Origin of the sequence: Dechloromonas sp. TW-R-39-2, assembly GCF_016864195.1 — a bacterium.
In the GTDB taxonomy this organism is placed as follows: domain Bacteria; phylum Pseudomonadota; class Gammaproteobacteria; order Burkholderiales; family Rhodocyclaceae; genus Azonexus.
In genome coordinates, this window is record NZ_CP045202.1 from 2,596,139 (window position 1) to 2,616,231 (window position 20,093).

The 20,093-nt window shown below is 54.4% G+C and carries 19 protein-coding genes; all 19 read right to left on the bottom strand.

The genetic code is table 11. The annotated features are described in order from the left end of the window. Nucleotides 1–29: 29 nt before the first annotated feature. Complete coding sequence (locus GBK02_RS12570; protein ID WP_203466985.1) at nt 30–728, bottom strand: cytidylyltransferase domain-containing protein; 699 nt, start codon at nt 726–728, stop codon at nt 30–32. Then, nucleotides 725–1,744, bottom strand: a complete 1,020-nt coding sequence (locus GBK02_RS12575; RefSeq protein ID WP_203466986.1) for a Gfo/Idh/MocA family protein — start codon at nt 1,742–1,744, stop codon at nt 725–727. Before GBK02_RS12575 ends, GBK02_RS12570 begins: the two co-directional genes overlap by 4 nt. Continuing rightward, nucleotides 1,741–2,562, bottom strand: a complete 822-nt coding sequence (locus GBK02_RS12580) for a HisA/HisF-related TIM barrel protein (protein ID WP_203466987.1) — start codon at nt 2,560–2,562, stop codon at nt 1,741–1,743. The genes GBK02_RS12575 and GBK02_RS12580 overlap by 4 nt, the downstream gene beginning before the upstream one ends. 1 nt (nt 2,563) lies before the next feature. After that, on the bottom strand, nt 2,564–3,193 hold the full coding sequence (hisH, locus tag GBK02_RS12585) for an imidazole glycerol phosphate synthase subunit HisH (protein ID WP_203466988.1): 630 nt from the start codon (nt 3,191–3,193) through the stop codon (nt 2,564–2,566). After that, complete coding sequence (locus tag GBK02_RS12590; protein WP_203466989.1) at nt 3,193–4,317, bottom strand: N-acetyl sugar amidotransferase; 1,125 nt, start codon at nt 4,315–4,317, stop codon at nt 3,193–3,195. The genes hisH and GBK02_RS12590 overlap by 1 nt, the downstream gene beginning before the upstream one ends. 27 nt (nt 4,318–4,344) lie before the next feature. Next, nucleotides 4,345–5,388, bottom strand: coding sequence for a nucleotidyltransferase family protein (locus tag GBK02_RS12595; protein WP_203466990.1), 1,044 nt, complete (start codon nt 5,386–5,388; stop codon nt 4,345–4,347). Then, nucleotides 5,385–6,563 carry a UDP-N-acetylglucosamine 2-epimerase gene (gene neuC, locus GBK02_RS12600; RefSeq protein ID WP_203466991.1) on the bottom strand — a complete coding sequence of 393 codons (1,179 nt, stop codon included), beginning with the start codon at nt 6,561–6,563 and terminating at the stop codon, nt 5,385–5,387. The genes GBK02_RS12595 and neuC overlap by 4 nt, the downstream gene beginning before the upstream one ends. Beyond that, nucleotides 6,563–7,564: an N-acetylneuraminate synthase gene (gene neuB / locus GBK02_RS12605; RefSeq protein ID WP_203466992.1), complete on the bottom strand. Its 1,002-nt coding sequence runs from the start codon at nt 7,562–7,564 to the stop codon at nt 6,563–6,565. The genes neuC and neuB overlap by 1 nt, the downstream gene beginning before the upstream one ends. 94 nt (nt 7,565–7,658) lie before the next feature. Continuing rightward, nucleotides 7,659–8,834, bottom strand: coding sequence for a LegC family aminotransferase (locus tag GBK02_RS12610; RefSeq protein ID WP_203466993.1), 1,176 nt, complete (start codon nt 8,832–8,834; stop codon nt 7,659–7,661). Then, the gene (locus GBK02_RS12615) at nt 8,824–9,822 is read right to left on the bottom strand and encodes an NAD-dependent 4,6-dehydratase LegB (RefSeq protein WP_203466994.1); all 999 of its coding nucleotides are present in this window, start codon (nt 9,820–9,822) and stop codon (nt 8,824–8,826) included. Before GBK02_RS12615 ends, GBK02_RS12610 begins: the two co-directional genes overlap by 11 nt. 76 nt (nt 9,823–9,898) lie before the next feature. Further along, complete coding sequence (rfbC, locus tag GBK02_RS12620) at nt 9,899–10,432, bottom strand: dTDP-4-dehydrorhamnose 3,5-epimerase (protein WP_203466995.1); 534 nt, start codon at nt 10,430–10,432, stop codon at nt 9,899–9,901. Beyond that, on the bottom strand, nt 10,432–11,316 hold the full coding sequence (gene rfbA / locus GBK02_RS12625) for a glucose-1-phosphate thymidylyltransferase RfbA (RefSeq protein ID WP_203466996.1): 885 nt from the start codon (nt 11,314–11,316) through the stop codon (nt 10,432–10,434). Before rfbA ends, rfbC begins: the two co-directional genes overlap by 1 nt. After that, on the bottom strand, nt 11,313–12,377 hold the full coding sequence (gene rfbB / locus GBK02_RS12630) for a dTDP-glucose 4,6-dehydratase (RefSeq protein WP_203466997.1): 1,065 nt from the start codon (nt 12,375–12,377) through the stop codon (nt 11,313–11,315). The genes rfbA and rfbB overlap by 4 nt, the downstream gene beginning before the upstream one ends. 49 nt (nt 12,378–12,426) lie before the next feature. Then, nucleotides 12,427–13,266, bottom strand: a complete 840-nt coding sequence (locus tag GBK02_RS12635) for a DNA ligase (RefSeq protein ID WP_203466998.1) — start codon at nt 13,264–13,266, stop codon at nt 12,427–12,429. Then, nucleotides 13,266–14,132: a prephenate dehydrogenase/arogenate dehydrogenase family protein gene (locus tag GBK02_RS12640; protein WP_203466999.1), complete on the bottom strand. Its 867-nt coding sequence runs from the start codon at nt 14,130–14,132 to the stop codon at nt 13,266–13,268. The genes GBK02_RS12635 and GBK02_RS12640 overlap by 1 nt, the downstream gene beginning before the upstream one ends. Further along, nucleotides 14,133–15,221, bottom strand: coding sequence for a histidinol-phosphate transaminase (gene hisC / locus GBK02_RS12645; protein WP_203467000.1), 1,089 nt, complete (start codon nt 15,219–15,221; stop codon nt 14,133–14,135). A gap of 11 nt (nt 15,222–15,232) precedes the next feature. Next, entirely contained in the window at nt 15,233–16,324 is a 1,092-nt protein-coding gene (pheA, locus tag GBK02_RS12650) for a prephenate dehydratase (RefSeq protein WP_203467001.1), read from the bottom strand. A 6-nt stretch (nt 16,325–16,330) separates the two neighbouring features. Beyond that, nucleotides 16,331–17,416: a 3-phosphoserine/phosphohydroxythreonine transaminase gene (gene serC / locus GBK02_RS12655; RefSeq protein WP_203467002.1), complete on the bottom strand. Its 1,086-nt coding sequence runs from the start codon at nt 17,414–17,416 to the stop codon at nt 16,331–16,333. Beyond that, nucleotides 17,416–20,052 (bottom strand): DNA gyrase subunit A, encoded by a 2,637-nt coding sequence (gene gyrA, locus GBK02_RS12660; RefSeq protein ID WP_203467003.1) that lies wholly within the window; start codon nt 20,050–20,052, stop codon nt 17,416–17,418. The genes serC and gyrA overlap by 1 nt, the downstream gene beginning before the upstream one ends. Nucleotides 20,053–20,093 lie beyond the last annotated feature (41 nt).

The following is a 20,093-nucleotide window of genomic DNA, read 5'->3' on the forward strand; positions in this document are numbered from 1 at the left end:
GCAGTTGGAACGATAACGACATCTGCATTTCAATCATTGCCGAGACACAAGAGGCACTCAGCCATCTGAAAATCGTAAAGTGTATCAATGTCGATAGCGCGTTGTTTCGGGACTTGAACAGCACGTACCCGCCCCTTGAAAATAGCATCGCTCGAGAAGACGAATTCAGGCCTGATCACATAAGCCACCGTGGCCATGTCATAAACTACAGGCACATCTTGGCGCCTGGTAATCGCTGATATGGGTGGAATCACCAAACCGACGCACCCATCCGCATTCTCCTTAACCATATTAAAATAAGGACTGCGATGCGCCTCGGTGACGGTAATTACCACATCGGCATCACCTTTTGCGTACTCATCTAGACAATTTTCGATGTCTATCGGTTGTCTCAATGGTGCCGTCGCAGGCAACGAGACCATCACTTCCGGCAATGCACCTTCGGTAACTTCCAGAAAACGTAATGCATGGCGCCAAGCCAGCCATTCCGGGGAGTTATCTGCTGCGAACTCCGCTGGGCGGATGAAAGGCACACAAGCACCATGGGCTTTCGCCAGTGCCGCAATGTCTTCCGAATCAGTAGAAACAATGACGCGATCGATTCGACCGACCGACAGCGCATGCTCAATCGACCATGCAATCAATGGTTTACCAGCCAAAGGACGAATATTCTTCCCAGGCAACCCCTTCGAACCACCTCGCGCAAATATAAACGCCGTCGCCTTCATTGCTCACCCGAATTAATCAACTCAAGGCCACATGAATCTGCTGCTCTGCGAGCCGCGTCTATGACTTCCATCACCATCAACCCATCCTCCCCGCTGACCAGAGGTGACTCTCGATCCTCAATAAGCCTTAAAAAGTGTTGCCACTCTGCGAGATAGCTTTCGTCACGCTGCTGAGTATACGAATAAATCGTTTCCCAATTGGCCGCACCCCTAGCAAAAAAATCCACGCAGCCGGTCAGCGCATTCCAGCGAAGACTCCCTTCAGAACCGATGGCAACACAGATGCGGGTAGTGTCGTGTCGAATGAAGTCCATGTTCAGCGTGGCAACCAGTTGATGTCCGTCGTTGATTGGCTCAAAACCAATAAGGAGATGTGCGGAATCTTCGACGTCGATTTCCAAGCCACTCTGGTGTAATAGAGCAGCCCTCACCCAGTCAACCCGTCCAAAGATCCAGCACAGGTAATCGATCTCATGGCTTAATTCGAGCAGCGCCCCACCACCCAAAGCCTTGCGTGCCGAAACACCGCTCCTGTAATCCCCCCCCTGTCGCCAGGTTGGCAGATACTGGCCGATCTCGCAACGAACGGAAGCTATCTTCCCTGCCAGCTCGCCACTACGAACGAGATCGCGAAAACGTACCAGTGAAGGGAGAAAACGCAGGTTGTATCCGACCATCAGAACACACTGCCTCCTTTGGCACAGTTCAATCAGCAGAGAAATATCGGCGGCAGAATCAGACAGCGGTTTCTCTATCAGCAGATGCACCCCCTGCTCCGCCAAAGGCAATGCTACGTTCAGGTGAAATGGTGCCGGATTGGCTACCACGGCAAGCTGAGGAGCAAAACATAGAGCGCTCTCCAGAGAGTAGAAACAGCCGTTTGAAAATTCGGGCACGAAGTGATCGACTTGATGCCGCAATACCCGAATATCGGCCTCGGGGAGCAATTGCCTTGCCAATCTGAGATGCCTGCTACCAATACTCCCGTAACCGACAATGAGGACCCGCGCGATCACTGAGCAACTTTCCGAAGTGAAGCAAAATGGCGCTCCATCAACTCGATATTCCAAAGTGGCAAATTCACCCCACTATCGACCAAGGTGCGCCGTGCCTTTTTCAGTCCATCCCCAACAAAATTGAACAGATTGGCCGTAGCTACTGCATCAATCCGCGAGTCAGCAAGCCCAGCGGCTAGGTGTGCGGTATTCCCTACACCACCGGCAAAAATTACAGGGACGCCTATTTTCCGGGAAAGGGAATCCAGGATGCCGAAATCGTAGCCCTGACCAGTACCGTCCCGATCAATTGAATTTAGGTAAATTTCACCGACTGACTCTGCTGAGATTTGATCGATCCATCCCGACAAGTCCGCCTCAATCTCAAGCGCTCCGCAGCTTGAAAAAACCGCATACCCCTTGCTTTCCGAGCGCTTTACATCCACAGAACCAACAATGCACTGCTGGCCGAACTCTGCGGCAAGTGCCCTGACCAACTCTGGCGATTCGTAAAGTGGAGTGTTAAGCACGATTTTGTCTGCCCCCGAACGAAGCAGCGCCCGAGCATCATCGATCGATCGGACGGCACCGCCAGCAGCGATGGGGGCGAAACAACCTTTTGCAAGCAATTTTAGAACATCACAGAACTCTTTCTGGCACGCGCCATCTCGATCGACGTTGAGAACGACCAGCTCATCGATCGAATAAGCAATATGCGAAAAATCGTAATTTCTTTGTAGCCAATTGAAATCGCCAACCTTCTGCAGTCGAAAATTTCGGCTCAGCATGAAATGGCCACGAGAGTAAAGCAGCGTGAATATCAGACGCTTCTTGAGCATTTCAGGCACACTCAATAAAGTTTTTCAGCAACAACAACCCGTTTGACTGACTCTTTTCGGGATGAAACTGAGTCGCGAAGATATTCGCGTGCTCGTACGCTGCCAAAAACTCAACTCCGTAGACACAATTAGCGGCCAAGCCCGGCACACCGTCCGGCAACATTCGATATGAGTGCACGAAATAAAAATCAGCCTCCGCAGGCAGTCCTGCCATCAAGCGACTTCCGGGAGGCACATTGACACTGTTGAAACCAACATGGGGAATCTTCGAACCACGGACCTCATCGATAGAAAAACGTTCGACAACGGCAGGAATCAAACCTAAACCATGCGTTTCACCATCCTCTAAACCTCTCTCTCCCAACAATTGCATGCCCAAGCAAATGCCAAGAATTTTCCGACCACGATTCAGGATCGCATGCTCGAGTGCGAGGTCCAACTCTTGCTCGCGCAAAGATGTCATAGCTTTTCTGAACGAGCCGACACCAGGCAGGACAAGGGTATCCGCACTGGCAACAAGGTCTGGATCGCTCACAACTAGCGCATCGCACCCCAGATAATTGAATGCGCTAACCACTGAGCAAATGTTGCCCATGCCGTAGTCGACAATCGTGACGGAATTGTTTGTCATCAAACGACCTGAAATTTTGGCATCCAGCGACCATCTATTTTTTCAAAGAGAGCGCGATTCGCGTAGCGATCAAGTACGGCATCAAACTCTGCCTTGCTCATCTGGTAATAGTCCAGATATAGATCAATAAATTCCTCGGGATAATAGCCATCGTAGAGACGAACCAAGTTGAGAGCCTGCTGCCTGTCCATTGCCCCACGGCGAATTTCGATACTTGCATCCTGGTTGGCTCGACCAAAACCGAATTTCAAATACATTAGATAAGCATGCAAAGCGTAAAGTGCTTGGTCGTTTTGCGCGAAATTGGTGAAGGTTCCTGCATTTGATGAGTCTGCCTCCTGCAAGCCGCAGTGTTCCTTCGCCACCAAATAATTCCGGTACGGGTCCCAGTTCTCGTAGTAGGACCAATGGGTCAGGTCAATGGGGTTCCGATCTAGCGCATCGGAAGCGGGAAATCTGAAAAACTGCAATTCGCTCTCCGGAAGTCCGCAGCTTTCAAGCACTTTCTCATACCCGCCTTCGAGGTAGATCTTCTTCTGATAATTCACGTCGTAAATCGGATTCTTGGCTGTTTCAGTCGATCCACCATATTCGACCTCACCATCTTCTCCGTAGAAAACCAGATCAATTCCAAAGCCCATTGCCACATGTATTACCGCTGTATGAATGGCGATCAGCCATCCATAGTACGGAAAGCCAATATCGACAAATCCAGCCTTATTAAGCCTGCGCATAGCCTCATATGATGGATTGACGGAAATATGGTTATACCCGCTGTTCACAAAAGCACGGAGGTTCTTGTCTCCAAGTTCCAGAGGTAGAGCTGGAGTTACAGTTACAGCGAGAGGGTTCATGCCATATTTGTGCTTCAGGTTGTAGGCCACATACGAACCATCCTTCCCTCCGCTAACCGGCACCAAGCAGTCGAATCGACCGTTACTCGAGCGATGCCGATTCAAAAGCTGCTGCAACTCGTTAAGCCGAGCCCCCCAATCTAGATTTGTTTTTGTCTCGGCCCAACGGCATGCATTGCAGTAACCACGCTCATCAAAGGTAATTCTTGGGCGAGTAGACATTGCGAGACAGTTGGAACACCAACGCAATTCAGGGATAGCTAAGGACATTTCTAAAACTCTCCAGTTCAGTATTCTCTACGTTTTGTTGGCCAGAGCTAAATCATCTGGCCGTCCTACATCAAGCCAAGGCTCATGCATAGGAAAGGCAACGGTACGTTTACCCTCGTACTGCAGTTGCTCGAAGAGGCTGGGCATATCCAGCAGCATGTTAGGCTTGACGTGAGTCAACGCCTGTGGGCTCAGCGCGTAGATTCCGGCATTGATGTGCGTTCGATTAACCGGTTTTTCCTCAAAGCCAACGATATCGACTCCATTTGTCTGCACCACGCCAAAGGGATGCTGCCATTCGTAGAGACGTACTGCCATGGTGGCGGCAGCCCCTTGCCGATAATGGAAATCCAGCACTTCACCATATCGAATGTCGGAGAGGACATCGCCGTTGGTCACAATAAAGGAATCAGAAGGCTGCGGATTGAGCAAGCCAAGAGCCCCGGCCGTACCCAGTGGGGATATCTCGCGCAGGTAGTCGATGCTTACATCCCAACGCGAACCGTCGCCGAAATAATCTTCGATTACGTGACCGAGATACATAATGGCCAGCACGAAGTGGCGAAAACCCTCTCCTCGGGCACGCTCAATGATGTGCTCTAGCATAGGCTTTCCGGCAACAGGTAGCATCGGCTTTGGGCAGGTTTCGGTGTGGGGGCGCATTCGCTTTCCCAAACCTCCTGCCATGATCACAATAGTATTGGAGCGAACCTCTCCTGCCACGTCGTCATCCCAGAGATGGAGTCCGACAACCCGATGATCGCCATCGACCACAGGAAGCTGCCGCAATTTGTTGACACGCATCAGATGCGCAACCATCTCCCGCCCCATTTCCGGCGGCACCACCAAGGAGTTGCTGCGCATTACAGCAGACAATGGGGAATCAATCTGCCCGCCCCGTAACAAACCGCGGCGAATATCTCCATCAGTAACAGTACCCAATAATCTGCCAAAATCATCGACTACGAGCACGATCTGCAGCCCACTCTCGTTCAAATTGGCAATAACGTCTCGGATAAGCTTGTCCGGCGACAGCATAATTTTTCGCCACAGGTGTTCTGGCAGACTCATGTCGCCCCCCCCCCCGAAGCAGCAGGAAGGTCAAAAAACGTCTTTTTCACCAGTTTATCCAGTTCCAGTTGTTTAATTTCAGCAACGATCCGCGCGCTAGCACCACCATTCCCGTAGGGATTGTGCACATTGTAAAGGCTAGACCGATATTCGGTCGAAAACAGCGTAGCGATGGCATCAGTGATAGCTCCACGTTCAACCTCGCAATTAATCACGCTGGAAGCCTGCTCTCGCCCGTGCTGACGGCTACCGAGGTTAACCGTACCAACACGAAACGATGGAGCCTCCAAAAGACCACTCGAGGAGTTTCCTACAACGCCGTCGACCAAGGCCATGCAGGATAAATAGCGTTGCTGACCCAGTGACACAAATACCTTGGCATTGCTGCGGCCATCAACAAACGCATACACTTGACGCATGAGCTCCCGCCCACCAGCATCGGCGTTGGGTAAAGTAAAGATCAAACCAACATTATCAAGCGGAGCAAGGGCTGCCAGCAATTCTGCCATTTGCGCTGCTGGCGACGCCGTATCAAGGGTCGCCGGATGAAAGGTTACCAGCAGGTTGCGTTGACGAAATTGAAAATCCAGCGATGCTTCCAAGGCTTCGCGAGAAATGAGGGGCTGCCGCATGATTGCATCAACACCCAAGCCACCAACGCAGATCACCCTTTCTGGACTCTCACCAAGTTGGATAACACGCTGCCGGTAGGCTTCGGTGGCCACAAAATGGACGTGGGACATTTTGGTAACCGCGTGGCGAATTGCGTCGTCAACCGCCCCCTCAGTCAGTTCACCACCGTGCAAATGAGCAACCGGGATACGCGCAACCAAAGCAGCACTGACCGCGGCAAGTATCTCAAAACGGTCTCCCAAGACGATCACCAAGTCTGGAGTAAGGGATTGAAAGGCATCTGCAAATCCAATCACCCCCAAACCGATCGACTTCCCGATAGCCGATGGAGAATCTCCGCTGAGCAGCATTTCTACCTTGCGGTCGATAATAAATCCATCCAATTCGATTTCGCGGTAGGTATCACCAAATTCCGGAGCCAGATGCATACATGTGGCAATGACTTGTAGCGACAAACAAGGGTCGGCCTCGATGTCCTGCATCAACCAACGTAACAAGCCATATTCGGCGCGAGTTCCCGTAACGACGCAAATCCTACGCATTACAGTTGTATCGGTTCGTCGGGCGCAAAGTCCCGTGGTGCCGGACGGCCCAGCAACTCATCAAGACACATCGGCGAGATCCCCGTACCAGGACGTTTTGCCACAAGATTTTGCTCCGAGAACAGCTCACCCTGCGTTATCACCCGGGCAGCGACCAGCGATTTTCGCGCCACCAATCGATTTTTCACCTCGCTGTCCGAAGGACTCTTAATGCCATCTCCAAGCGCAAGCTCGAGGTTACGGATCGAATAGACCAAGCGTGCTAGTTCATCGGGCTCAATGCTTGCATTGTGATCAGGGCCAGGCAGTTTACGATCAAGCGTAATGTGTTTTTCGATGATACAGGCCCCAAGCGCGACTGCAGCAATAGCAATCTCGATTCCCTTGGTATGATCTGAAAATCCGACACTAACGCCAAAAGCCTGACGAATGGATTGCATTGCTCTTAAATTTACTTCGCGCATCGGTACAGGATATTCGGTATTACAGTGAAGCACGAAAATCCGGTCACGCGTCATTCCAGCCTTCTCAAGCACCATCAAGGCTGCTTCAATCTCGCCAAGATTAGACATGCCCGTCGATAGAATAACCGGCTTACCAAAACTGCCAACGCGTCGCAGGTAAGTGAGATTTGTAATTTCGCCGGAAGGAATTTTGATTCTTTCCATGCCGAGAGACATTAGATAATCAAGACTTTCTATATCGAATGCCGTTGAGAAAAATTCAATCCCTCGTAATTTACAGTGAGCGATAAGTTGCTCATGCATTGCTTCGCTTAGCTCCAGTCGCCGAATCATCTCGTACTGTGACTCATCGGCTGCCGTGGTGACCATCTGGTATGCGGCTTTCTTGGCTGACGCCGTAACCAACCGGTCAGCCTTAAAGGTTTGAAACTTGACGATGTCTGCTCCTGCGTCTGCCGCAGCATCGATCAAGTGCCGTGCCATTGTCAGGTCACCGTTATGATTGACCCCTGCTTCGGCAATAATCAAAGTTCTCATTTTTAATGAATTTAAAATATTAATGAAATATCTTCACTTATGCCGCTCAAGTAACCCCAATAAGATAGGGGCGAGAGAATTTCACCCGGATAAATCATCGGGATATGGCTACTAACTGAGGACTACTTGGAATGTTAATAATGCGCTTTTCTAGGGAACTCGTCACCGGCAGTTCCATACGTGGGCATTCTGCGTATGGACGAAGTCGGTGCAAAGGTGTCCAAGCTGGCCGCGTCATTAATCCATTGTTATTACTCGCCTCAAGTAGACTGCTGTGCATGCTAGCGTGCTCGTTGTCGAGTAGCAGAGTCTGCAACCAGTAGTTGCTCCTGCAATCTTCTTGCTCACCAAATACGCGAATGCCTTCAATTCCCGAGAATGCCTCGCGATAATGCGCAAATAACTGTCGCTTGGCAGCAAGAAACTCGGGGAGTTGCTCAATTTGGGCACACCCCAGCGCTGCATTTATATTCGGCATCCGATAGTTAAAACCGACCATATCGTGATCGAAACGCCAGCGATGTGGCAATTTGGCGGTAGTTGTGATGTGTTTTGCTAACTTAGCTAGCACTTCGTCGTTAGTGACAATTGCGCCACCACCGCCAGTAGTAATAATTTTGTTGCCATTAAAGCTGAAGGCAGCGAGGCGACCAAAATTGCCGGTATGACGGTCGCGATAATACGATCCAAGGGACTCAGCAGCATCTTCGATAAATTCTAGGTGAAATCGCTTTGCGACCTCCAGAAGTGCGTCCAAGTTGGAAGGGTGCCCAAAGGTATGCATTGGTAACAAGGCGCGAATACGGCGTCCAGTTAGGCGGTTGTAACACGCATCGCCCCGAAATTCACTGATATTGCCGAGATGTTCAGACAAAGCCTCAGGATCAATTCCAAGTGAGTTCTCTTCGACATCAACAAAATGCGGGACGGCATCGCAGTAGCTAACGGCATTGGCTGTAGCCACAAAGGTCAGGGACTGCATCACTACTTCATCACCTGATTCAACGCCAGCGAGTTTAAGGCAGATATGGAGGGCTGCTGTGCCATTTACTACAGCTATAGCGTACCGGGCGCCGGTAAACTCGGCGATATCGTGCTCGAAGCGATCAACAAATTTGCCGACAGACGAAACCCAGCCGGTGTCCAGGCACTCCTTGACGTACGCCCACTCGTTCCCTTGGAAATGCGGTTCGTGCAGCGGCGCCGAGCCTGTGGGAACAACCGAGCGCAACGCATCGAGAACAGAAGCAGGTGTGAAATTAGATGACATAGCTGTCAGACCTGTACCGTCTGAGGTTGTCTGGATTGCTAAACCATGCGACTGTCTCAGCCATGCCACGCTTCATGCCTTCGCGGCCTGCGTATTCAGGCTTCCACCCAGCGATTTCCCATGCCTTTGTGTTATCCGCCCACAAACGATCCACTTCACTTTTCTCCGGACGCAAGCGGACTGCATCGGTCTCTATCTCAACGTCCACTCCCATGGTCTCGGCAATCAAGCGAACTGTGTCAATAATCGATATCTCAAAATTGCTGCCGATATTGATGACTTCACCAATCGAGCCCTCGGATTCTGCGATGGCATGGAAACCACGCACCGTGTCCTGAACGTAGTTGAAGTCCCTTGTTGGATGTAGCGCCCCCAGTTTCAGTTTTCGCTTGCCACTTGCGATCTGGGTAATAACCGTCGGAATGATGGCTCGTGCCGACTGACGCGGCCCATAGGTATTAAATGGACGGATGATACTGACGGGGGTATTGAATGCGTTGTAGAAAGAAAGCGCAATTTGGTCACTTCCTATTTTGGTCGCGGAATAGGGAGACTGACCTTGCAGCGGATGCTTTTCATCAATCGGGACGTATCGAGCAGTACCATACACTTCGCTGGTTGACGTTTGAATCACACGCTCCACCCCGAGGTCTCGTGCTGCCTGAACGACGTTCAGCGTTCCCTTAATATTCGTATCAACATAGGTGTCTGGTGAGTGATACGAATAGGGAATAGCGATCAAAGCAGCCAAATTCAAAACGATATCACAGCCTTCCATCGCCTTGCGCACCCCGTTCGGATCACGCACGTCGCCGGCGAACACATCAAATTTTCCACGCACGTCCGGTGCGCACTGATCAAGCCAACCCCAACTATCAAATGAGTTGTAAAGCACAAAAGCACGGACGTCATACCCCTGTCGCACCATATGTTCAGTAAGGTGCGAACCTATGAATCCATCGGCACCGGTAATAAGAACTTTTTTCATTAAATATTAATAATCCCACTTAACCTATGATCAATTTACTATGCTTTGGTAGATATTTTACCTGTAGTCAGCATGCTCAATACTCTCGAAAAGCACATCCAGCGTCATCTTTAGCTGACAGCATCGGCTTTTCCGAAATAGGCCATTTAATACCTATTAACACATCATCCCAACGAATACATCGCTCATGCTCCGGCGCGTAGTAATCCGTCGTCTTGTAGAGAAACTCGGCCGTATCGCTCAACGTCAGGAAACCATGGGCAAAGCCTGGCGGAACCCAGAACTGCTTTTTGTTCTCAGCCGAGAGTATTTCACCGACCCATTGTCCGTACGTTTTGGAGCCTTTGCGAATGTCGACCGCAACATCGAAAACCTCGCCCTGCACGACACGCACCAGCTTGCCTTGTGGCTGAACAACTTGATAGTGCAAGCCGCGCAAGACGTTTTTGGCGCTTTTCGAATGATTGTCCTGCACGAAAATCACATCCAGCCCGGTGGCTTCCTTGAAGGCTGCTTGATTGAAGCTTTCAAAGAAAAAACCACGGTCATCACCAAAAACCTTTGGCTCGATGACAAGAACTTCGGGAATTGCAGTTGGCGTGACTTTCATCAGTAAATCTTTTCCTTGAGCATGCCCAGCAGGTATTGGCCGTAGCCGGTCTTGGCGTAGGACTGGGCGATATTGACCAAATCATCGTCGGATATCCATTTTTGACGCCAGGCAATTTCCTCCGGGCACGCCACTTTCAGGCCCTGGCGTTTTTCAATTGTGGCGATGAATTGCCCCGCCTCAAGCAGCGAATCATGTGTGCCGGTATCGAGCCAGGCATAACCGCGCCCCATGATCTCGACCTTGAGTTGATTGCGCTCCAGGTAAACACGATTGACGTCGGTAATTTCCAGCTCGCCGCGCGCGCTCGGTTTGATCGATTTTGCGATGTCGACCACGGCATTGTCGTAAAAATACAGGCCGGTGACGGCGTAGCGCGACTTCGGTACAACCGGCTTTTCTTCAATCGAAATGGCACGTTGGTAGGCATCGAAAGCGACAACGCCGTAACGCTCCGGATCAGTGACCGCGTAAGCAAAGACAGTAGCCCCCTGCTCGTCGGCATTGGCCGAGTGCAGCAAATCGCTGAATTCGTGGCCATGAAAGATGTTGTCGCCAAGGATCAGCGCCGAGGGGTCGTTCCCGACGAAGTCGGCACCCAGAATGAAAGCCTGCGCCAGGCCATCCGGACTGGGCTGGACGGCATACTGAAGGTTGATCCCCCACTGGCTGCCATCACCGAGCAACTGGGCAAAACGCGGCGTGTCCTGCGGCGTCGAAATGACCAGAATATCGCGGATTCCCGCCAGCATCAGCGTGGTCAGCGGATAGTAGATCATCGGCTTGTCGTAGATCGGCAACAACTGCTTCGAGACCGACAAGGTGGCCGGATAAAGCCGGGTGCCGGAACCGCCGGCCAGGATGATGCCTTTGCGTTTGATCATGTGCGCGCTCCGTAATTCCGGTCCAGCCACTGGCGATAGCTGCCACTCGTCACGTTGGCCACCCAGGCCTGATTATCGAGATACCACTGCACCGTCTTGCGAATCCCTGTTTCAAAGGTTTCAGCCGGTTTCCAACCCAGCTCACGCTCGATTTTGGTCGCATCGATGGCATAACGCCGGTCGTGACCGGGACGATCCTGGACATAGGCAATCTGCGCCTTGTACGGCTTGCCATCAGCCCGTGGGCTGAGTTCATCGAGGATCGTACACAACGTATGGACAACCTCAAGATTGGGCTTTTCGTTCCAGCCGCCCACATTGTAGGTTTCGCCCAATTGGCCAGCCTCCAGCACGCGACGAATGGCACAGCAATGGTCCTTGACGTAAAGCCAGTCGCGGATCTGCTGACCATCACCGTAGATCGGCAGCGGCTTGCCGGCCAGTGCATTGTGGATAACCAGTGGAATAAGCTTTTCTGGAAAGTGGTAAGGGCCGTAGTTGTTGGAGCAGTTGGTGGTCAGTACCGGCAGGCCGTAGGTGTGGTGGTAAGCCCGCACCAGATGGTCGCTGGCAGCCTTGCTGGCTGAATACGGACTGTTCGGCTCGTAGCGGTTGGTTTCGGCAAAAGCGGGGTCATCCTTGGCCAGTGAGCCATACACCTCGTCGGTCGAGACGTGCAAAAACCTGAATTCATTTTTGGCCGGATTTTCCAGTTGACCGTAGTAAGCGCGCACCGCTTCCAGCAAACGGAAGGTACCGACGATATTGGTCTGAATGAAATCTTCCGGGCCATGAATGCTGCGGTCGACGTGCGATTCAGCCGCAAAATTAAGGATCGCACGCGGCTTGTGCTCGGCCAGCAAACGACTCAGCAGTTCACCATCGTCAATGCTGCCGTGAACAAAAATATGGCGCGAATCACCCTGCAAGCTGGACAGGTTATCGAGATTTCCGGCATAGGTCAGCGCATCGAGATTGAGCACGGGCTCGTCGGATTGCGCCAACCAGTCGAGCACAAAATTGCTGCCGATAAAGCCGGCACCACCGGTGACCAGAATCATTTGCCCAACCCCTTGAAACTGAAGAACGAGGAAATATCGATACGCCGCATCACTCAGCAGCCCTGACGCGCAAAAAACTGGCGAAGCGCGGCAAACCGTTGCGCGTCAGATCACGATAGCGATACGTCACAGTTGTCCCGATAGCCGGTGGATTGTCTCGCTGCGCGTCGCTCAAGCCAGTGCCCAGCGAAAACTCGCGCCCATCATCGGTTTTCACGCGCAAGGCACCGAGTCGTCCAGCGTGCTTTCCTTTACCCGACAAATGTGCGATGACCACTGCCTCAGCATCCTCCCAGGGCTTGATCTTGAGCAAGATATCGCTGCGCCCGGTTTCGTAGCGCGCATCGGCGCGATGCAGCATCAAGCCTTCACCACCGGCCTTGACTACTTCGTTGAGCCGCTTCTGCAGACTGTCGCGGTCGACGACCGGTAATTGCTCGATTGCATGCAACCACGGCACATTGGCCTGCTGCACGAGATACCGGATTTGCTCGGCACGCTGACGAAAATCACCGTCGCCACCGGGCAGTTCAAAAATCATGTAGCAAACTTGCCGCCACTCGGCCTCATCCGACACATCGCGCCGGACAATCCCGGAAAGACGTTCGAAGGTGCCACGCCCCAGCCACAATTCGCCATCCAGCGCCTGCTTCGGCAAGCCATCGAGAAACCATTGCGGGGCGTTGACTTCGCGCCCACTGCGAAAGCGCAGGGTCCGACCATCCCAAACAGCACGCACACCATCCAGCTTTTCGCTGACCAGATAGCGCGTCACATCCACCTGGTTGCGATAAACCTCGGCAAGCAAAATGGCTGGCGCAGCAGCATGCGGCAAAGTCGGGAAAAGCAACACCCAGACAAGCAGGATGACCCGCCACACCCCAGCCATCAGTCCCCCGCCCAATCGCGTCGTGCCTTGCGGGCGACGCCGAAGATTTCCTCCAGGCGGGCACCGTCGTTTTGCGCCAACGCCAGGCGCAATTCATCGAGCTGCGCCCGGTAGCTATCGAGCTCGCCGAGCAGTGCTTCGCGGTTGGCCAGACAGATGTCGCGCCACATTTCCGGATGGCTGGCCGCAATTCGCGTGAAATCGCGGAAGCCGGAGGCGGCAAAGGTAAAGAACACGTCCGCATCCTCGCGCACGGCGAGATCGTGCACCAAGGCGAAGGAAAGCAGATGCGGCAGATGGCTGACTGCAGCAAAAACGCGGTCATGCGCTTCCGGCGTCAGCTCGTAAATATCCGCCCCGCACAAGGACCAGGCACGCTTGATGTGATCGAGCGAATCATCGCTGTTCTCCGGCAAGGGCGTCACAACAACCTTCCTGCCTTCATACAGGTCGTAACGCGCCGCCGAGGGACCGCTGTTTTCTGCCCCGGCAATCGGGTGCGCCGGAACAAACTGACCGATACGCTCGCCAAAGGCGGCACGCGCCGCAGCGACGACATCACCCTTGGTCGAACCACCATCGGTCACGATGGTATTTGGTCCGAGGTAAGGTGCAATGCGATTGAAAATTTCCGGCATCTGGGCGACGGGCGTCGCCACCAGAATAATGTCGGCATCTTCAATTTCGTGATTCGGATTGATTCCGGCCCGGTCGATCACCCCCAACTGCTGCGCCGAACGCAGCGTGGCCGGGGTACGGCCAAAACCGACAACCTCTTCCACCGCGCCGGCTTCCTTGAGCGCGAGGGCAAAAGAACCGCCAATCAGGCCAGTACCAAAAACGACAAGCTTGCCAAACTCCGGCATTTAGAGGGCTTTCTCCAACGCCTCCAGGAAGCGCGTATTTTCGGACGTTTTGCCGATCGTGACGCGCAACCACTCGGGCAGGCCGTAGCCACCGATCGGACGAACGATGACGCCCTGTTGGAGCAATTTCTGGTTAACCCCGGCAGCATCGCCGACTTTGAAGGTCACGAAATTACCGTGCGGAGCGATGTATTCAAGCCCGAGCTTGTCGAGCCCGGCAATGATTTGCGCCATGCCGGACTGGTTCAGCTCGTAACTGGTGGCAACAAACTCGACATCATCGAGCGCCGCAATCGCTGCCGCGATGGCCAGGTTATTGACGTTGAACGGCTGACGCACCCGATTCATCAGATCGGCCACTTCTGCCGAAGCAAGGGCATAACCGACACGCAAACCGGCCAGGCCGAAAATCTTCGAGAAAGTGCGGGTCACCACCAGATTCGGGAAATCCTTGATCCAGCTGGCCGTATCGACGCGCTCGGCCGGTGGCAGATATTCGTTGTAAGCCTCGTCGAGCACGACCACGACATCCTTTGGCACGCTTTCGAGGAAGGCGCGAATTTCCGGATACGGCAGGAAATTGCCGGTTGGATTGTTCGGATTGGCAATCCAGACAATCCTCGTATCAGGCCGGATGGCGGCACGCATGGCCGCCAGATCGTGACCAAAATTCTTGGCCGGAGTGGCAATCAACTCTGCCCCGGTCGACAGCGTCGCCAGCGGGTAAACCGCGAAGGCGTGCTGGGCGAAAACAGCCGAACGGCCAGGCGCCAGGAAAACACGGGCAATCAGGTCAAGCACATCGTTCGAACCGTTGCCAAGTACCACCTGACTGGGATTCAGGGCAGCGCGCTCGGCCACCGTCTTGATCAGGTCGAATTGATCGGGGTAACGCTCGATACCGCCAATTGCAGCCTCGACAGCCAGTTTGGCCTTCGGGCTCATGCCCAGCGGGTTCTCGTTCGACGCCAGTTTGACGATGCTTTCAACCGGAATACCCATTTCACGGGCCAGCTCGGTAATTGGCTTACCCGGCTGATAAGGCGAAATGGCACGGACATACGACAAGGCTTGTTCAGCAAGACTCATGGGTGCAATCCTCAATAAACCGCAACCGGGTAGGACCCGAGAATTTTCATGTAAGCCGCACGCCGGGCAAGTTCCTCAAGCGCCGCCTTGACCGGGGCTTCATCACGATGCCCTTCGATATCGACGTAGAAAACGTATTCCCACAAGGCATTGCGAGCCGGACGTGACTCCAGGCGACACATCGAAACGCCCGACGTTGACAAAGGCAACAGCAGTTCATGCAGCGCCCCGGTGCGATTCGGCGCCGACATGATCAACGACGTCTTGTCGCGGCCGGACGGGCCGGCATCATGGCGACCCAGCACCAGGAAACGCGTCGTGTTGTTCGGCTCGTCCTCGATATTTTCAGCCAGACGCGGCAGGCTGTAGCGTGCGGCCGCTGCCTCGCCGGCAATCGCCGCCGTACCGACTTCTTCGGAAGCTTTCTGGGCAGCCTGGGCATTACTGCCGACTGAAATGCGCTGGGCATTCGGCAACATCCTGTTCAGCCATTCGTGGCACTGGGCCAGCGACTGGGCGTGGGAATAAACCCGGGTAATGTTGTTCAGATCGGTTTCATTGGTCAGCAGATTCTGATGAATGCGCAGAACCACTTCGCCACAAATCTTGAGCTGCGTACCAAGCAGCAGATCCATCGTCCGGCCAACCGCGCCCTCGGTCGAGTTTTCGACCGGCACCACGGCGTATTGGGCATGGCCGGATTCGACTTCGCGGAAAACATCGTCGATCGACGATTGCGGCAGCAAACGTGCGGCATGGCCGAAATGCTTGGTCGCAGCAGATTCCGAGAAGGTGCCGAGCGGACCGAGAAAAGCGATGCCGAGCGGCTGCTCAAGCGACAGACAGGCGGACATGACCTCGCGGAAAAAGAAGGTAATGTTTTCACCGAGCAAAGGCCCGGGGTTTTGTTCCTGCAAGCGACGCAGCACTTGCGCCTCACGCTCGGGGCGGTAGATATAACCGGCGTCGCCATGCTCGGCCTTGATCTCGCCAACTTTTTGCGCACAACGGGCACGCTGGTTAAGCAGGCGGAGCAATTCGGCGTCGATGCCATCAATTTCGGTGCGCACACCGGCCAGGGCCTTCTGCAGTTCGTCGCTCATCGTGGCTTAACCGTTGCGTTTGGCGAAATCGTTCATGAATTCCACCAGCGCCTGAACACCGGCGAGCGGAACCGCGTTGTAGATCGAGGCGCGCATGCCGCCGACCGACTTGTGGCCTTTCAGCGAAACCAGGCCGGCAGCCTTGGACTCGGCGAGGAATGCAGCATCCAGCCCGGCATCGGCCAGTGTGAACGGGACATTCATGCGCGAGCGGCAATCGGCATCGACCGGATTGACATAGAAGTCACCCGAGTTGTCGATGCATTCGTACAAAATGCGGGCTTTTTCGGCGTTGACCGCGTCAATGCCGGCCAGACCTCCCTGCTTCTTCAGCCACTGGAAAACCAGACCAGCGATGTAGATACCGTAGGTCGGCGGCGTGTTGAGCATCGAACCGTTTTCGGCCATCACCGCGTAATCCATCACGCTCGGAATCGTCAGCGGTGCCATGCCGAGCAACTCTTCGCGCATGATGACCAGCGTCAGACCGGACGGACCGATATTTTTCTGCGCCCCGGCGTAAATCATGCCGAATTTCTCGACATTGACCGGGCGCGACAGGATATGCGATGACATGTCGGCGACCAGCGGCACGCCGACATCGGCAATGCGCTCAGCCGGAATTTCGACACCATGGATCGTTTCGTTGGTGCAGACGTGCAGGTAAGCCGCGAACGGATCGAGCTTGATCTCTTCAGCCACCGGCAAACGAGTGAAGGCGCTGCCTTCCGTCGTTGCGGCACAACGCGCCGTACCGATGCGCTGCGCTTCCTTCAGGGCCTTCTTGGACCAGGAGCCGGTCACGATGTAATCGGCCGAACGGCCGGCCAGCAAATTCATCGGGATCTGCGCGAACTGCTGCGTCGCACCGCCTTGCAGGAAAAGCACCTTGTAATTGGCCGGAATGCCCATCAACTCGCGCAGGTCGGCTTCGGCCTGCTCGATGATGCTGGTGAACTCCTTGCCGCGATGGCTCATCTCCATCACGCTGCAACCGGCGCCATGCCAGTCGAGCAGCTCTTCCTGCGCCTGGCGCAGGACTTCTTCTGGGAGAGCAGCCGGACCGGCGCTGAAATTCCAGATTCGACTCATCAGGCTTCTCCACCTTCTTCAACATTCGGCGCCGGGGTTTCAGGGGCTGCCTCGACAACCGCCTCTGCCGCATCGCCCTCGGCTTCCGCTTCGACTTCAACGACGGATTCGGCCACTTTTTCAAGACCAGCCAGCTTCTCGCCTTCATCCAGCGAAATCAGCGTGACGCCCTGTGTCGCCCGGCCCATGCCGCGGATTTCCGCAACGCGGGTCCGGATCAGCACGCCACCGGTCGTGATCAGCATGATTTCATCTTCATCGCTGACCAGCTTGGCACCGACTACCGTTCCGTTGCGTTCGCTGTCGGCAATGGCGCGAACGCCCTGCGTACCGCGACCGGAGTGACGGAAATCAGCCAGAACAGTACGTTTACCGTAGCCATTCTCGGTTGCAACAAGCACGGTCGCCTGATCGCTCTCGGCGACCAGCAGAGAAATGACCGACTGACCTTCCATCAGACGCATACCGCGCACGCCACGAGCCCCACGGCCCATCGGACGGACATCTTCCTCGTCGAACCAGACTGCCTTGCCGGCATCCGAAACCAACACGATATCGCTCTGGCCGGAAGTCAGCTCGACGCCGACCAGGATATCGCCTTCGTCCAGCGCAACGGCGATGATGCCGGCCTTGCGCGGGTTGGAGAAGTCGGACAACGGGGTCTTCTTGACCGTTCCCATGACCGTCGCCATGAAGACGTACTGGTCATCGGAGAATTCCTTGACCGGCAGCACGGCATTGATCCGCTCGCCCTCTTCCAACGGGAAGAGATTGACGATCGGCTTGCCGCGACTGGTCCGGCTACCCTGTGGCGCTTCGTAAACCTTCAGCCAGTAGCAACGGCCGCGATTCGAGAAGCACAGGATGTAATCGTGCGTATTGGCGACGAACAGGTGATCGACGAAATCCTCGTCCTTGATCGCCGCTGCCTGCTTGCCACGCCCGCCACGACGCTGCGAACGATAATCGGCCAGCGGCTGAGCCTTGACGTAACCGCCATGCGACAACGTGACGACCATGTCCATCGGCGTGATGAAATCTTCAATCCCCAGCTCCTGCGTGTGCAGTACGATTTCCGAACGACGCTCGTCGCCGAACTGTTCACGGATCGCGGTCAGTTCGCTAACAATGATTTCGGTGATGCGTGCAGGCTTGGCCAGGATATCGAGCAGATCGAGGATTTTGGCCATGACGTCCTTGTACTCGCTGACGATCTTGTCCTGCTCCAGACCGGTCAGGCGCTGCAGACGCAGTTCCAGAATTGCCTGGGCCTGAGCATCGGACAAACGATAGCCCTGCGACGACAAACCGAATTCCGGCGCCAGACCATCCGGACGCGAAGCATCCGAGGCGGCACGAACCAGCATTTCCTCAACCACCGGACTGCGCCACTGGCGTTCCATCAGCCCGCGCTTGGCATCGGCCGGCGTCGGTGCCGCCTTGATCAGCGTGATGATGTCATCAACATTGGACAACGCGACGGCCAGACCTTCCAGGATATGGCCACGCTCGCGCGCCTTGCGCAGTTCATAGACAGTACGGCGCGTCACCACTTCGCGACGATGCGACAGGAAGCACTCAAGCATCTGCTTGAGGTTGAGCAGGCGCGGCTGGCCATCGACCAACGCCACCATGTTCATGCCGAAGGTGTCTTGCAGTTGGGTCTGCTTGTAGAGGTTATTGAGGATGACCTCGCCGACTTCGCCACGCTTCAGTTCGATGACGATGCGCATACCGGACTTGTCGGACTCGTCGCGGATGTCCGAGATGCCCTCGATTTTCTTCTCGTTGACCAGTTCAGCGATTTTCTCGATCAGCGACTTCTTGTTAACCTGGTAGGGAATTTCATCGACGATCAGTGCCTGACGCCCATTGCCCTTTTCCATGTCCTCGAAGTGAGTACGGGCGCGCATGACCACACGACCACGACCGGTCTTGTAACCTTCGCGCACACCCATCACACCGTAAATCAGCGCAGCCGTCGGAAAATCGGGGGCCGGAATGTATTCGATCAGATCGTCAATGGTGATTGCCGGGTTTTCCAGCAAGGCCAGACAACCGGCGATCACTTCGTTCAGATTGTGGGGCGGAATGTTCGTCGCCATACCCACAGCAATACCGGAAGAACCGTTGATCAGCAGATTGGGAATGCGTGCCGGCATGACCAGCGGCTCATGCTCGGAACCATCGTAGTTTGGCCCGAAATCGACGGTTTCCTTGTCGAGATCTTCCAGCAACTGGTGGCCGATCTTGGCCATGCGCACTTCGGTGTAACGCATCGCTGCCGCGCTGTCGCCGTCCACCGAGCCGAAGTTGCCCTGGCCATCGACCAACATGTAGCGCAGCGAAAAATCCTGCGCCATGCGAACGATGGTTTCATAAACGGCGTAGTCACCATGCGGGTGATATTTACCGATCACGTCACCGACGATACGGGCTGATTTCTTGTACGCCTTATTCCAGTCGTTGTTCAACTCGTGCATCGCGAACAAGACGCGGCGATGTACCGGCTTCAGGCCGTCACGCGCATCCGGCAGGGCACGACCGACAATCACGCTCATCGCGTAATCGAGATAGGAACGCCGCATCTCGTCTTCGAGGCTGATCGGCAGAGTTTCTTTGGCGAATTGGTCCATGTCTCACATTCGCACCGCTTGCGCGATGCCGTATTAGTTGA